Source organism: Maribellus sp. CM-23, assembly GCF_021354595.1.
Classification (GTDB): domain Bacteria; phylum Bacteroidota; class Bacteroidia; order Bacteroidales; family Prolixibacteraceae; genus Draconibacterium.
On sequence record NZ_JADWYJ010000002.1, the window covers coordinates 804,585 to 820,301 of the forward strand.

The following is a 15,717-nucleotide window of genomic DNA, read 5'->3' on the forward strand; positions in this document are numbered from 1 at the left end:
GTTTTTTTTTCATACTTTTGGCATGTTTAATAATTATTAATGATTCCGTTTGGAATTGTTTTTAAACGTCCTGAGGGAGTTTGGCGCTTCCCAGGATTTTAAAAATGAGCCGGTATTATTTGGCGTAATGCCGGTTCATCGTTTTAGTCCACTTGTTTTTTACATAGGCATTTAGTTTTCTTTCATCAGTATTATTTCGTTTTTATCTTCGCTTTTCTGGATCACCTCGAATTTAATCGGCGACGACAATTTTATAATTTCAAGCACCTGGAAAAGAGGCTTGTTTTTCAACACTGTGCCCGTAAAGCGGTAATCCTTTATTTCTTCGTCTTTAAAAACAAATTTCACGTTGTACCAACGTTCCAGCTTAGCAATAATGGGCTCCAGCCTTTCGTTGTGAAAACTGATTTTTCCTTCTTTCCAGGAAGAATAAAAACGCGTATCCACTTTCGAGAGGTATATCTTTTTTTCGGTCAAATCATAACTGGCCATTTCTCCCGGTTTTAGTTCAAGAATCCTTTTCCCCTGTTGGTTAAGCAACTCTATTTTCCCTTCCACCAGAATGGTTTCCGAAAAATCGTTTTCGGGATAAGCACTGATATTGAAACTGGTGCCCGTAACTTTTACCTGCATTTCGTTCACCTTTACCAGAAATGGGTTTTCAGCATCTTTCACAACATCAAAAAAGGCTTCTCCGCTTAACTCCACGTTACGGTTCTCGCCGTTAAAAGCAGCCGAATAACGAATGCGCGACTCAGCATTCAACCAAACATGCGTCCCGTCAGACAGTACAACCTCGGCAATCTGACCGGCCGGACAAATAACTTCGTTCATGGGCTGCGTTTCGGTCCGGCTCAAATAATGCAGCAACGAATAGGAAATAGCTACAGCAAAAACTAGTACGGCAGCGTATTTCATGACATGGCGGAATAAGCTGTACCTGGGTCTACCCATCTGTTTGGAAAGCCTTTTATATTCGACTGCCAGACCGTCTCCTTCGTCGCCACCTTTGGTTAACGACCACATATTTTTTATCGATTTGTAAAATTCTCTGGCCTCCTTGTTCTCCATCAGGTATTGCGAGATTTCATTTTTCTCCTCCACATCACTGATGTTACCCAGAGCATATTGTATGATTTTTTCCTGATCCATTTTATCGGTTCTATTAGTGTAACAACAAACGTTTGTTTTACCCTAGGTGGGAAAACAAAAAAAATTTCAGAAAACAGCTGGATAGTTAATAAACGATTTAAATTATTGTCAGCAGAATGGCAAACAAGTCCGACGGGAAATGCTCTTTTAACCTTTTCCGAAGTTGCTTCAGGGCTTTCGACATTTGCCCCTCCACAGCTTTTACCGAAATGCCGAGTTTATCGGCAATCTCCTTGTTTTTGAGCATTTCGTAGCGGCTTAGCTCAAAAACACGTTTGCATTGCGGCGGAAGTTCCTCTATGGTGTTTTCAATAATCCCTTTTAACTCATTAAACGAAAGCACATCAAAATCAAGCTGATTCAAGGCCTCGTAGTTCAAAACCAACTCGTTGTAGCGGTATTTCAGGTGCTCTTCGTATTTCTGCTTTACCTTAACAGCCTTCAGGTAATTCAGCGACTTATTGCGTAACACCTGAAAAAGAAAAGCTTTTAAATCAGAGTCCGCTTTTAAGCTCTCCCTGTTTTCCCAAAGCTTCAGAAACGATTCCTGTACCAGGTTTTTAGCCACTTCCCTGTCATTTACATATTCTGCAGAAAAAGCAAGCAACCGGGGAAAGTAGGAATTGAAAACAATGCGAAATGCATTTTCATCTCCCCGCTTTATCAGATTTAGAAGTTCAGTATTTAGTTCCTTTTCCTGAATCATATACGTCAGGTTCAAATAAATTTAGCCTACAAGATAAAAATTCGAGTTGAACAAATGCCGCTTTTTTCGAGCCCTGACGCCTTCGCTTCTTTGCTCGGCCGCAAGAACGCCATCTCAAAAATGAAGGACAACTCTATATATCAAACAATTAAAATCAGAAACGAAAATATTATCCGGCGAAAGAAATTAATAACCGCACACCAGATAAAACTTTTTTCTTTATAGTGGTTACCACTCTTCTCGTGTTGAACAAACGGAATGACACCTCATCCGCAACTCTAGTTTTCAATAACGGAAGAGTCGTGCAATTCTCTATTATTGTTCTTATTTTTGATGCTGAATATATTTAACGACCATGATAAATCGAAGAAACTTCATAAAAACAGTACCGGTGGTAGGTGCCGGAGTGGTGCTGTCGAACCAGGTGATGGGCCAAACAGACTCTGAAAAAAATAAACTTCCGGAAAATCACCGGGAATACTGGGTACAGCTGCTCGATAAAATCTCGGCGCCTGTACTGGAGGCCGGAAGCCAAAACAAACTGAAAGCTACAATGCCGGTTGAAACACCCACCGGGGCCAAAGAAAAGCCGTCCACTTACCTGGAAGCTGTGGGAAGATTGCTGGCCGGAATAGCGCCTTGGCTGGAAAGTGATTCGGGAGATACAGCAGAGGCCGGGCTAAGAAAAAAGTACCGGGAGATGGCATTAAAAACCATTCACAACATTACCGATGAAGCTTCGCCCGATTATCTTTTTAATCACAAGGAACCGCAAATACTTGTAGATGCAGCATTCTTGGCGCATGCTTTTTCGCGAGCTCCCCAACAGCTGTGGCAGGCACTTTCTGATGATTCAAAAAAGAATGTTGTAAAATGCTTTGTGGCCACCCGCGACATAAAGCCTTTTTATTCCAACTGGCTTCTTTTTAGCGGAATGATTGAAGCATTCTTTCTGAAAAACGATTTGCCATTCGACATTATGCGACTGGATTTTTCGGTAAAAAAACACCAGGAATGGTATTTGGGTGATGGAATGTATGGCGATGGACCGGACTTTCACTGGGACTATTACAACAGTTACGTTATTCAGCCCATGTTGATGGACATTGTAACGGTAATGCACGAAAAAAAGAAATTCGACGACCGCTCCACCGAAGAAATTGCTAAAAGATTTACGCGCTATGCAGCCATTCAGGAACGCCTGATTTCCCCGGAAGGTACTTTCCCTGCCATTGGCCGCTCGCTGGTTTACCGGATGGGAGCCTTCCAACATTTGGCGCAGGCAAGTTTACAGAAAAGACTTCCCGAAATTGTTAAGCCAGCCCAGGTACGATGCGCATTAACAGCTGTTATACAACGTTTGATGAGCGCTCCCGGAACATTTGACGAAAATGGTTGGTTACAGATTGGCTTATGCGGGCATCAAAACTCGATGGGCGAATATTACATCTCCACCGGAAGTTTGTATTTGTGTTCTACTGCTTTTCTTCCACTGGGACTCTCAACGGATGAAGAATTCTGGAAAGAGGATGATGCGCCCTGGACCAACGTTCAGGTTTGGAGTGGCGAGAATTTAAAAAACGACCACGCATTGTATTAAAAAATAAAAGGCTGTCGATGACAGCCTTTCTTATTTCATACATTTTTTAATGCTCCCAAAATCCGATGAGGTGTCATCGCCATTTCGAACAAACGAGCACCGGTTAAATCGTAAATGGCATTGTTAATCACAGCCCCCATACAAACAATAGCGGGCTCTCCACCACCTTGCGGCGGTGCATTACGATCCAGAATTTTGGTATCAATTTCCGGAATCCACGAGAAACGCGGGATTTCATAGGTATCAAAATTGGACGTTCTTACTTGGCCCCCGTCAAATTCAACCACTTCTTTGAGTGCGTAACCCAGCCCCATGTTTATGCATCCTTCCATCTGGATCGTCGCTCCCTGTGGATTAACACAAAAACCCATTTCCTGCGCACACCAAACTTTCAGCACTTTTACCTCGCCTGTTCTGGTGTCCACATCCACTTTGGCAATGTGTGCCACGTAAGTACCGGCATCAGCACCAATGGCCACTCCATAACCACGCTTGCTTGGCGATTGGGCAGGTTTCCAGTCGGCCATTTTTGCCACTTCGGTCAGCACATCAATAGCCCGCTGATCCGTCAGATTTTTTAATCGGAACTCCACCGGGTCGATCCCGGCTTTGGCTGCCATAATATCAATCTGAACTTCGCGCGCAAATGTATTCGTGCTGTTTCCCGGGCCACGCCAGGCTCCCGTCGGAAACGGATGAATACCCGGTGCCCGCCAGCCGCGTCCATAAACTGTTCTTTTTTGGTGAGGAACATTGTACATGGTTTCACCGCCGCGGTCTCCGGCATAATAAACATGGTAGTCCCAAAACACGATTTTCCCATTGTCATCCACTCCCGAGTTGATTTTAACAATCGCTGCAGGACGGAATTCATCGTAGAAAAATTCTTCCTGACGGTTCCAGTCAACCATCACTGGCTTTCCGGTTATTTTTGCCAGTCGCGCTGCTTCAACTGCCTGCTGGTGCGCCGACTTTCCTCCAAAACCACCTCCCAGATACGGAGGTTTTACCCGCACTTTTTCTTCCTCAAAACCCAAAACACGCGCAATGTTGCTTTTTGCCGGAAACGGTGTTTGTGTTCCGGCCCAAACCGTCATTTTTCCGTCTTCCAAAAAAGCCATGGCTGTATGCGGCTCCATTGGTGAATGTGCCACATACCCATCGTGAAATTCGTTTTCAAATATATTTTCAGAAGATTTTTTCCCGGTTTCCAAATCCCCTTCGTTGATATTTACATTGCCTTCGGGGGCGTTTTCATTCAGATAAGCAAAAACATTTTCGTTGCTGATCGGCTTTTCATCGCCTGCAAATTCGGCTTTAAACAAACGCCGTGCTTTGTCGGCCATTTCAGGATCTTCGTGCAATGCTGCCACCAAATCGTCGTCCTTTACAATTTGAACACCCTCCACTTTTTCAGCTTCCGAAGTATCAACCGAAACCAGCTTCGATGCATGGGACGGTGGACGAAGGATACGCGCATAAACCATTCCCGGAAGACGAATATCTCCTGAATATTTGGCTTTTCCTGTTACCTTTTCAACGCTATCGACCCGAAACCTGGGCTGCCCCATAATCCTGAACTCCGAATAATCTTTTACCTCGGGCTTCTCCGACAAAAAACGCTCGATCTTTTTCCCTTCTGTTAATTGCGGATAAGTAACCTTCTGCTTGTTATCTTTTCTATTGAATACCACACCTTCGTTCACGTCCAAACCTTCAAGGGGAACGCCAATTACTTCCGATGCCAGGATAAGAAGTACCATTCTTGCCTCGGCCGCTGCCGCACGCAAATAAGGTCCGAAAGCCCGGGTGGACAAAGATCCGAACGTTCCCATATCCCACGGACACAGATCGGTATCGCCCATTACCATTTTTACTTTTTCGAAGGCCACATCCAACTCATCGGCCAGCATCTGTGCCAGACCGGTAACCACACCCTGCCCCATTTCAATCTTTCCGGTGAAACAGGTAACCGTTCCGTCTTCATGAATCTGAAGAAAAGCATTCAGATCATTGGGAAGACGGTTCTGATCTCCTTCAGCAGCCATGATTTCCATTGCACTTCCTACCCGGAAGAAAATGTAAATACCACCGCCCATTAACCGAAGAAAATCGCGACGCCTGATTCCGGGAAAGGAACTGTGACTTTTCAGATAGTCTTTATAATCGTTGAACTCATCCATTTTTTCTCATTTTAAATTCGGGTATTACTTTTTATTGCGCATATCGGCAGCCGCCGTTTCAACAGCCTCAATAATGCGGTTGTGAGCACCACATCGACAAAGATTGTTTTCCATTCCCCAAATGATATCCTCATGGGTTGGATTTGGATTGTCGTTGAGCAGACCGACAGCATTCATGATCATTCCGGGAGTACAATACCCGCATTGAAGCGCATCGTTGTCGACAAAGGCCTGCTGTACCGGATGTAACTTGTCGCCATCAGCCAGTCCTTCTATGGTGACCACATTTTTTCCGGCCACTTCACCCAGACTGGTGATACAGGACCGGACTGCCGAACCGTCGATCAAAACAGTGCAGGCGCCACAATAGCCTTCTCCGCATCCGTACTTGGTACCCGTGAGGTTGAAATGCGTACGCAACACCCACAGTAAGGTTTTGGATGCATCGAGTTGAACAGAAACTTTCTTACCGTTCAACCTGAATTCAATGGTTTCCGTCATCGTAAGTATCTTTTAGTTTTTGGTAATCTTCCTGCGTATCCAAATCTTCAACGATCTCTGAAGAATCTACTTCCAATTCTTTTACTTCCTCCGGATATCGTTGCAGTAATTCGCGTAATCCCGGATTTCCTTTTAGCCCGAACATTTCTTCCCGAAATTGCAGATCGAATAAAACCGGGTGTCCCCTCTTCTCCTTCCAAACCGGGAGAATGATTTTCGCCCCTTCCTTTTGATAAATCTCAATGATCTTGTTTATTACCGAAGTTTGAACCATCGGTTGATCTCCCAGCATCACCAGAACAGCATCCACCGTCGATGGAATCGTCTTAATTCCGCAAAGTACCGACGAAAGCATTCCATCCGGGTAACTTTTATTTACTACGATCTTAACGTCCAGGGGTTTTAAAAGCGACTCAATTTCTGAACGATGACTGCCGGTAACGACCAAAACCTCATCAGCCTTTGAAGCCAAAGCCCTTCCGACAGTTGCCTCAATAACTGTTCTCCCGTTCCAGGGCATCAGCAATTTCTGCTGCTTCATGCGCGTTGATTCTCCGGCTGCCAGAATCAGGCACCAAACTTTCTTTTTTGAGGATTGATTTGTCTTTTTGGAATCGTCTGCAAAATTTCGGTAAGTGCTTGTCATTCTTCAAATTTAAGAAGAAAACAGATTACTCTAGCACCGGAAGAATGGTTTTACAACAGACTCAATCTATCACCTCATCCTGGAAGTTTAGAGACAGGTCGTTTATCTCACAAAAGCTGAATACTCGGGCCTCCCTCCTGAAACAGCGCTCCCCAAAATACCATCGGCTTCGGATTAATTTTTAATGGATTATAGAATGTTCGGACCTTTAAAGTTGGTTGAAACTAAATGAAAAACGCCCGATTAATGTGAAGGTGAGTAACAAATACTTATCTTACAATGTACGTTGGGGACATTTCTCAATTTGTCAAATTTTACTTTAATTTGTAAGCTATCTAAACTAAGAATTAAACCATTGCCGGAACTAAAACCAAATAAAACCAATGAGCTCCTAAAGCAAATACAAAAGGGATCTCCCTTTGCGTTTCAGGCTTTATTTGATAATTATAGTCGGAAGATCTACCATTTTTCGATGGGTTATCTCAAAAACAAACAAGAGGCCGAAGATATTGTACAGGAAGTCTTTTTGAAAATCTGGAAATCGCGGGAAGAGTTGCTTACCGGCACATCGTTTGAATCTTTTCTTTTTACCATTACCCGAAATGCCATATTAAATACAATCCGTAAAGAGAAATACCAGCAGGTTTACATGAATTATGTCAAACTCCATTTGGGAAAAAATGTTTTACTGGATGAGGAGTTGGATTTTAATGAATTGGAAAGGGCCTATAAAAAGTCGATTGATAAACTCCCCCCCAGACGTAAGGAAATATTCCTGTTAAGCCGTTACGAAAATATTTCAAATGTTGAGATTGCAAAAAAAATGGATGTTTCGGTAAAAACAGTGGAAAATCAAATGACCTCTGCGTTGGCTGATATCAGGCAGAATTTGCTAAAGCTTGGGTTTTCCGGGATTATCTTTTTCGAAATTTTCTTATAAAATTTTAATTCTTTGAATAGGGGTTGATTCGTCTTCGTGTGTATACCTTTTAAATTACGCAGAATTACAGGATGGAATCAATCGATAAAACGAACATAAAAAACCTGCTCGCTAAATTGTTGGCAGATACTTTAAGTGAACGGGAACAAGAACAGCTAAGAAATCACATTGGCTCTTCGTACAAGGACAAACAACTCAATGAATTGATGTCTGAACACTGGCAAAACCTCGATACTTCAGGGTTATCAGCCGAGCCATCTCTTGAAAATCTGAAACTGAAGCTGTGGACACTGATCCAGCAAGAAGAGGCTGTGAAAAAACAAACGGAACTATCCCGTAAAATCAGCTGGCAAACAGCCATCACAAGAATCGCCGCCATTTTGTTTATCCCTTTGCTGGTTTATACCGGATTTATGCTTGCTCAAAGCCATATTCAGAATAAACAGGCTGAAATGGTTATGCAAAAAGTTGAAGCAAATCCCGGATCGAGGGTTCATTTTACGTTGCCCGACAAAACCGAAGTGTGGCTAAATTCAGGAAGTAGCCTGGAGTACCCGATAGCAATGAACAAGCAAAAACAAAGAAATGTAAGACTTACAGGACAAGGGTATTTTAAAGTTTCGTATAACCCAAGGCATCCTTTTTTGGTAGAGACAAATCAAATCAATATAAAAGTACTGGGTACTTCATTTGATGTTTCCAATTACAATAACGATGGTCAAATAATTACCACCCTCGAAGAAGGTTGCATCGCACTGCTTGATTCACACGGAAGAGAAGTGTCGAAACTGGCTCCCGGCCAACAGGCTGTACTTGAAAAAACATCCAGAAAATTATATGTTGAGAATGTCAAAACAGAACTATCAACCTCGTGGAAAGACGGGCGCCTGATTTTCAGAGATGCGCCTTTGCAGGAAGTAGTTAAACTATTGGGACGCTGGTACAATTGCAACATTGAAGTGGACGATTCGTTAATTGGTTCCGACATTCAATACACGGCAACCATCCAGGATGAAACATTGGGCGAAGTATTGCAAATGATTGAACTTTCTACCGCTGTAAAAACCAGCATAAAAAACAGGGAGGTACGCATATGGGCTAAATAAAAAACAAAGGACAGTGGTGACGCACTATCCTTTGTTAGAATTAATCATAACTACATAATTAATCCAAGAAAATCAAAAGTATGAAAAAAAAATGGTTCCTAAAGGACCACAGTTATTTATTTAGCTGGGTCAAAAAAATTGTTAAAATTATGCGCTTGAGTATTTTTCTTATTGTTTTGACAAGCCTTCAATCTTTGGCGTTTGACAATTTTGCACAAGGCAGTAAATTAAACATTAAGGTTGAAAACACAACCCTGTCAGAGGTACTGCAACTTATTGAAAAGGAAAGTGAATACTTTTTGTTTTACAACAACAAAGTATTGGATCTCAACGAAATTGTAACACTTGATATAAGAAATAAATCGGTAGCAGAGGTATTAGATATATTGTTTAAAGACAAAGGTGTGACCTACACCATTAACAATAAACAGATAATACTCTCGAAAAAGGAGGGCAAAGGAGATTTGGTGCAGCAAAAATCAATTTCCGGTACCGTAACCGACAAAAACGGACAGCCTCTTCCGGGAGTTACCATTGTATTGAAAGGAACCACCAACGGCACAACCTCAAATAGTGATGGAGAATTTTCGTTATCTCGTATTCCGGAAAACGGGATACTGGTGTTTTCATTCATTGGATTGGAAACACTCGAAGTTCCGGTAGACGGACAAAGTGTAGTGGATGTAGTAATGCAGGAAACTTCTGTTGGAGTTGACGAAGTAGTGGTTACCGCACTGGGTATTAAGAAATTAAAAAAGCGAGTCGGGTACTCGGTACAGGAAGTAAAAGGCGAATCGCTCCAAAAAGCGAAAGCTCCCACGGTTATTGAGAGTCTTACCGGAAGAATTGCGGGAGTAATTGTTGCGAATACCAGCGAATTTTTTGGCGACCCCCAGGTGTATCTTCGTGGTAAGCAACCGCTGATTGTAATTGATGGAGTACCCGTAAGTGCTGATGGATGGAACTTTAACTCAGATGACATTGAAAACATAAGTGTGTTGAAAGGGCCTGTATCTGCTGCACTTTATGGATCTCGCGGACTGAACGGAGCCATTCAGATCACCTTGAAAAAAGGTGTTCAGCAAGAAGAAAAAACAACCGTTAGCTTTAACAGCACCAATACTTTCCAAACTTCTTTTATTCGTATTCCAAGAGCACAAACCGAATTTGGCCCGGGATCGCGTGGCCAGTACGAATATTATGATGGCCGTGGCGGTGGTATTAACGATAGCGACTACGACATTTGGGGGCCACGATTTGATGGCCGCTTACTGCCTCAGTGGGACAGCCCCATTGATCCCGAAACCGGTGAAAGAATCCCTACTCCATGGGTGACAAGAAACACAAACAATCTCGACGATTTTCTTCAGACCGGTTTTACCGGAACGTACAATGTGACGGTAAAAAATACCGGAAAATATGGTTCGGTTATCTTATCGGATACCTATCGAAAAGTAAAAGGAATTGTACCGGGAAGTAAATTGGATATTAATACTTTCAGGATTGCCGGAGATCTGAATCTATCAAAGAAATTCAAGGTTGAAGCATCGCTGCAGTACAATACCCAGGAAACTCCCAACATCCCCAGAACAGAATACGGCCCCACCAGCCCGATATATCTTATTTCTATCTGGGGTGGAGCGCATTGGGATATCAACGATATGAAAAACTACTGGGAAGAAGGGAAAGAAGGCATCGAGCAGCGTTTTGCAGAAAAGTGGAGATACAACAATCCCTGGTTCTGGGCAAAGGAAAGAAAAAGAAGTTATGATCGTTCGGATATAATTGCTTTCGCAAAACTGAACTACAAAATAAACGACAAGATGAATGTGTTTGTACGTCATCACATTCACGATGATAACCTGATTCGCGAGAGCCGTGATCCATTTTCGTTCTACGATTATGGTATTCCTGACAGGGAAGGTCGATATGCTATTTATAACTACAAAACGGTTACAAAAAATACCGATTTCCTATTTAACTACGCCGATAAATTTTTCAATGATCAGCTCGAGCTAAATACTTCATTGGGAGGAAATGTTTTAAACGATCATTACAGAAATTCTTCCGCTGGTACTTCCAATATGGTTGTGCCGGGACTTTATACTTTATCGAATAGCGCCGAGAAAGTACTGCCGGGAAGTTACCTGTCGAAAAAGGCGGTGAACAGTTTATATGCTTATGTCGACCTTGGATTTAAAGACTTGTTTTTCGTAAATGCTACACTTCGCAGAGACCGTTCTTCTGCTTTAATCGAAGGAAACGATGCCTTCTTTTATCCTTCGGTTTCGGTAAGTGCCATCGTTGATAAAATGGTTGATTTACCCGATTTAATCAGCTTTCTCAAGTTAAGGGGAGCTTATGCAAAAGTAGGAGGCGACCTGGGAGCTTATTCTGCAATCAACACTCTGGGAACTTCGAAAAGACGGAACATGCCAACTGCATGGATATCGGGCACGCTCATTGATCCCAATCTGCAACCACAGTTTAACTCATCGTTTGAGTACGGTGCCGATCTTCGTTTCTTTGACAATCGTTTAGGCGTTGACGTTACCTACTTTAACTTGATTAACGGACCTCAAATCTATGACCAATCCATTTCAAATGCAACGGGTTACGGTTATCATAAAACGAACGGACGAGAAGTTGAACGCTATGGTTGGGAAGTAGTTTTATCGGGAACTCCGGTTAAAACCCAGAATTTTTCGTGGGATATGACCCTTAACTGGGACATGTACCGGGAAACACTCAAGAGTTTGCCTGATAACCTGGACGGATCGCCTCGGTTGGCAGAAGGAAGAACGGAAATTGGCGACAGAACCGGAAGCTATTGGTATTATAATTGGCAAAAAACTCCCGATGGAGATCTGATTATTGGATCAAATGGTCTTCCGCTGCGCACCGAACACGTACAAAAACAAGGATACTATGAACCCGACTGGACCTTTGGATTAACAAATAATTTAAGCTACAAGAACTTTGATTTGTCTTTTCTGATTGATGGCCGTGTTGGAGGCTTCCTGTTTGATAACCTAACCCGGGATTTATGGCGTTCAGGATCACACCCCGATGCAATCGGTCAGAACCGCGAATTGGGCAACCAAGGAATTAAAACCATGTTGGTTCCGGGTAAAATAGTTGTGTCGGGCGAGGCAACCTACGACCCCGAAGGGAACATTATTGAGGACACAAGAGAGTACGCAGACAATACGCAACTGGTGTTTTACGAAGACTGGGCAAAACGCTACAAGGCAGATTGGCCCAGCGTAACATTGGAAAAAACTTTTGTTAAGCTTCGGGAAGTATCCTTAACCTACAACTTTACTGATGCAACCCTACAGAAGCTTCCGTTTTCAAAAGCAAGTTTCTCGGTAGTGGCCCGCAATTTATTCTACTGGACAAAAGACGACACTTATGCCGATCTCGATAGCTTTACTATTTCGGGCCGATCAGGTGTTAGAGATGAAGCAGGCTTGCAGCTGCCTTCAATGCGAACCATTGGTTTTAATATTGATTTGACCTTTTAACCGTTGAATAAAACTAGACGAAATGAAAAATAATAAAACACTGGCACTGTTGTTAACATTGCTAATATTTATCAGTAGCTGCGCCGATTTTGAAGAACTGCGCGTGAATCCTAATGAACCTACGAGTGTGGCTCCTTCCTTAATTTTCACCAACTTTTTACCCGAAGCAAGCGGTCCGTTTTCAGGCACTTACATGACTACTCAACATCACCATTCGGTGGGTGGCGATAGCGGACCGGTTCTTTATGTAAACTACAGGGGCTATTTTTATCACAAAGACATACAGAGTCTGGAGTTTATGGTGGAAGAAGCCGAAAAGATTGGTGCAAGAGGATATGCGCCATTGGCAAAATTCCTGAAAGTACACACCTACTTTGAGATGGTACGCCGAATGGGCGACATTCCTTTAAGCGAAGCTTTGCATTTGGAAGAAGGAATTATCTATCCGGTTTATGATTCTCAGAAAACCATTTTCATTCAGCTTCTGGAGTGGTTGGACGAGGCAAATTCTGAAATTGCTCCTTTAGTGAAAGAAAGCCTTACGGTAGCCGGAGATTTTTATTACAATGGCGACCTGAGTATGTGGCAAAGAGTGATAAACTCATATACACTGCGTATTTTAATTGAGTTAAGCAAAAAAGCAGACGATTCTGAGCTGAATATAAAAGGCAGATTTGCCAACATCGTAAACAATCCGGATAAATATCCACTTTTCAGAGGGAACGAAGACGACATGAAATACGAACACTGGGACGAAGACGGTTTCCGTTTCGGGCTTAATCCTGACTCGCCAAGTGCCGTTGACCGCACCGTTGTGGGCGGGCTGTATGTCGATTTGTTAAAGGCGAATAAAGATCCCCGTTTGTTTATGGTTGCCGATCCAACACCCGCTGCTCTGGCTGCTGACCCAAATGCTGCTTCCGATTTCAATGCTTATGCCGGCCCCTATGTTTCAACCGCGTTGGGCGAGTTACAAAGTGCCAAAAATGCCGGATTGTTTTCAAGAGTCAAAAACAGTCGCTACATCAATTATGTGGGTATTCCCAACGTGTTTCTAAGCTATGTAGAGCAGGAGTTTACTCTGGCTGAAGCAGCAAACCGTGGTTGGATACCCGATGCAAAAATACACTACGACAATGCAGTAACTGCATCGATGGAGTTTAACGGAGTTGCCCCGGAAGATATCTCAAGCTTTCTGAACGGTTTGGGAACGTACATAGGCGATAACATCGATGGCTTGGAACAGATTCTTACTCAAAAATACATCGGGTTCTTCCAGAACTCAGGTTGGGAGTCCTTTTTTAATCAGCGTAGAACAGGTGTTCCTGAATTTGCTGTTTCTTCTGAAAATACTCCGAGAGAAAAGATTCCCGTACGCTGGATGTATCCTACTGTAGAAAGAGATACCGATAATCCGGTAAACTACCGGGAAGCCCTGGTTCGCCAGTTTGGCTCCGAAGTGGATGATGTAGACGATGTATTATGGCACATGAAATAATACGTTTGGCGTTTCACAATCAAAAAAATGAAGAAAGATGAAGAAATCATATAGCAACATAAAAACACTACTTATGGCCGTTGTTCTTTTGGCGACAGCTGCCTGTGAGTACGATATATCCGACCCCGATATTGTCCCATACATCATAACAGAAGATAACAAGGCAATATTTACCCCCATTAATCCCGAGACCGGAAGTGCATATACATCCGGAGAATTGGCCGAACTGGATTACAATCCGAACGAGGAAAATACTTATTTGGAAGACCAGACCATAGGCTTTGATTTTGTCCTGCGTCTCGAGCCGGTTAAACTGGAAATACTGGAGTCGAACCAAACTACTTTAATAAAGGAGTATACCGAATTTCAGAAAGACGGAGCTACTTATAAGCTGTTGATAAATACAACTCTGGCAGAATTAGGAATTGGAGAAGGCAAAAGCAAAAAGATGCTTTTCAAGTTTTATTACCAAAATCCAAGCGGAGGTCCTTTTATTGAAGGAATGTTCTACACCGTACGTTTTAAATCACCTCCGCCTAAATTGCCTACCGGGTTTGAGTTAATTCGTAAACAGGGTGAAAACAAACATATCCTGGTAAATAACCCGGAGGTTGCACTTACTGTATTTGAAGCCAATCGTTACGGACACAGTTACGACGGGAATGCTGCGAATTACACAACAGTTGAAGGCGATCCTGACCTTAATTTCAGAGGCTCAAGCGATTTCTCCGTTTCTTTCTGGGTACGTACCTCCTCTTCGGTCAGCGATCCGGCAATGATAGGCGACCAGGATTGGGGCAGCTCAAACAATACCGGTTTTACAGTTGCATTTACCGGTGATGCCTGGCGAGTGGCAATTTCGGATGGAAATGGAAACAAAGCAGATGCAAGTACGGATGGTGTGCCATTTAATGATGGCGACTGGCATTTGCTGGCTGTTACCTTCGATCGCGATGGAAATATGTCCATGTACCAGGATGGAGTGGAAGTTGCCAGCGATGATATGTCGGCGGTAGGAAGTATTCTCAACGATTACTTTATTCACATTGGGCAGGACGGCACAGGAACTTATGGTGTCCCGTTTGTTGGCGACATTGCAGAAAGTAAAATTTACGATTATGTATTGACTCCGGCCGAGGTAGCTGAAATTTCCAAAGACCCTTCCACCGGCGCCACGGTTGAAATGGCGGCAGGTCTTAAGAAATTAATTCAGGTTGAAAAAACAGGCGACATTGCCATGGAGAATTTTGGCAATGGACTAAAAGGCTATCAGTTTAACGGAACAAATCAGTACGCAACTTTGGCCGACGATGATCTTGGATTCAGGTACGAAGGAGATTTTTCAATTTCATTTTGGGTGAATACAACTTCTGCAGACAGTGATCCGGTTATGATTGGAGACCAGGATTGGGATAGTTCCGGTAATACAGGTTTGTCTATTGCTTTTCGGGGGGATAACTGGCGTGTAGCGATTTCTGACGGAGGAGGGAATAAGGCAGATGCCAGTACTTCGGGTGATGGTATTCCGTTTAACGACGGTAGCTGGCATATGTTAACTGTTACCTTCGACCGTGATGGGAATATGACCATGTATCAGGATGCTGTTGCTGTAGGTGGCGCCGATATGTCGGCAGTTGGAAGTATTAACAGCGGAAATCCGTTAAGAATGGCACAAGATGGTCCGGCTACTTACGGACAATTTTTTGAGGGAAAAATGGCCAATGTTATGATTTATGATTACGTCCTCACTCCCGAAAATATAACAGATTTGTTCAATAACTAAAACTCGCGAAGAACACAAATGAAAGGGGAACAGGCTTTTGGCTTGTCCTCTTTCATTCATACAACTTCCGAAACA

The 15,717-nt window shown here is 43.0% G+C and carries 11 protein-coding genes; 6 read left to right on the top strand and 5 right to left on the bottom strand.

The genetic code is table 11. The features are described from left to right. Positions 1-171: 171 nt before the first annotated feature. Both INQ51_RS10520 and INQ51_RS10525 read right to left on the bottom strand, forming a co-directional pair. Complete coding sequence (locus INQ51_RS10520) at positions 172-1,152, bottom strand: FecR family protein (protein ID WP_233377931.1); 981 nt, start codon at positions 1,150-1,152, stop codon at positions 172-174. Between the two features lie 97 nt (positions 1,153-1,249). Further along, positions 1,250-1,858: an RNA polymerase sigma-70 factor gene (locus INQ51_RS10525; protein WP_233377932.1), complete on the bottom strand. Its 609-nt coding sequence runs from the start codon at positions 1,856-1,858 to the stop codon at positions 1,250-1,252. Positions 1,859-2,213: 355 nt separating this feature from the next. Between INQ51_RS10525 and INQ51_RS10530 the strand changes: the two genes are divergently transcribed. Next, on the top strand, positions 2,214-3,458 hold the full coding sequence (locus INQ51_RS10530) for a DUF2264 domain-containing protein (RefSeq protein WP_233377933.1): 1,245 nt from the start codon (positions 2,214-2,216) through the stop codon (positions 3,456-3,458). 35 nt (positions 3,459-3,493) lie between these two features. Here INQ51_RS10530 and INQ51_RS10535 read toward each other — a convergent pair whose 3' ends face one another. Genes INQ51_RS10535 through INQ51_RS10545 form a run of 3 tightly spaced genes read right to left on the bottom strand, consistent with a single transcriptional unit; the run spans position 3,494 to position 6,788 of the window. Continuing rightward, the gene (locus INQ51_RS10535) at positions 3,494-5,641 is read right to left on the bottom strand and encodes a xanthine dehydrogenase family protein molybdopterin-binding subunit (RefSeq protein WP_233377934.1); all 2,148 of its coding nucleotides are present in this window, start codon (positions 5,639-5,641) and stop codon (positions 3,494-3,496) included. A 24-nt stretch (positions 5,642-5,665) separates the two neighbouring features. Further along, positions 5,666-6,142 (bottom strand): (2Fe-2S)-binding protein, encoded by a 477-nt coding sequence (locus INQ51_RS10540; protein ID WP_233377935.1) that lies wholly within the window; start codon positions 6,140-6,142, stop codon positions 5,666-5,668. Continuing rightward, complete coding sequence (locus tag INQ51_RS10545) at positions 6,126-6,788, bottom strand: NTP transferase domain-containing protein (protein ID WP_233377936.1); 663 nt, start codon at positions 6,786-6,788, stop codon at positions 6,126-6,128. Before INQ51_RS10545 ends, INQ51_RS10540 begins: the two co-directional genes overlap by 17 nt. A gap of 355 nt (positions 6,789-7,143) precedes the next feature. Here INQ51_RS10545 and INQ51_RS10550 point away from each other — a divergent pair, with 355 nt between their 5' ends. The 5 genes from INQ51_RS10550 (at position 7,144) to INQ51_RS10570 (ending at position 15,642) form a co-directional block, all read left to right on the top strand. Next, positions 7,144-7,728 (top strand): RNA polymerase sigma-70 factor, encoded by a 585-nt coding sequence (locus INQ51_RS10550; protein ID WP_233377937.1) that lies wholly within the window; start codon positions 7,144-7,146, stop codon positions 7,726-7,728. Positions 7,729-7,799: 71 nt separating this feature from the next. Beyond that, positions 7,800-8,834 carry a FecR family protein gene (locus INQ51_RS10555; RefSeq protein WP_233377938.1) on the top strand — a complete coding sequence of 345 codons (1,035 nt, stop codon included), beginning with the start codon at positions 7,800-7,802 and terminating at the stop codon, positions 8,832-8,834. Positions 8,835-8,989: 155 nt separating this feature from the next. Further along, entirely contained in the window at positions 8,990-12,361 is a 3,372-nt protein-coding gene (locus INQ51_RS10560) for a SusC/RagA family TonB-linked outer membrane protein (protein WP_233377939.1), read from the top strand. Positions 12,362-12,383: 22 nt separating this feature from the next. After that, a complete protein-coding gene (locus INQ51_RS10565) occupies positions 12,384-13,859 on the top strand; it encodes a SusD/RagB family nutrient-binding outer membrane lipoprotein (protein ID WP_233377940.1) in 1,476 nt (491 codons plus the stop codon). 37 nt (positions 13,860-13,896) lie between these two features. Next, positions 13,897-15,642 carry a LamG domain-containing protein gene (locus INQ51_RS10570; RefSeq protein WP_233377941.1) on the top strand — a complete coding sequence of 582 codons (1,746 nt, stop codon included), beginning with the start codon at positions 13,897-13,899 and terminating at the stop codon, positions 15,640-15,642. Positions 15,643-15,717 lie beyond the last annotated feature (75 nt).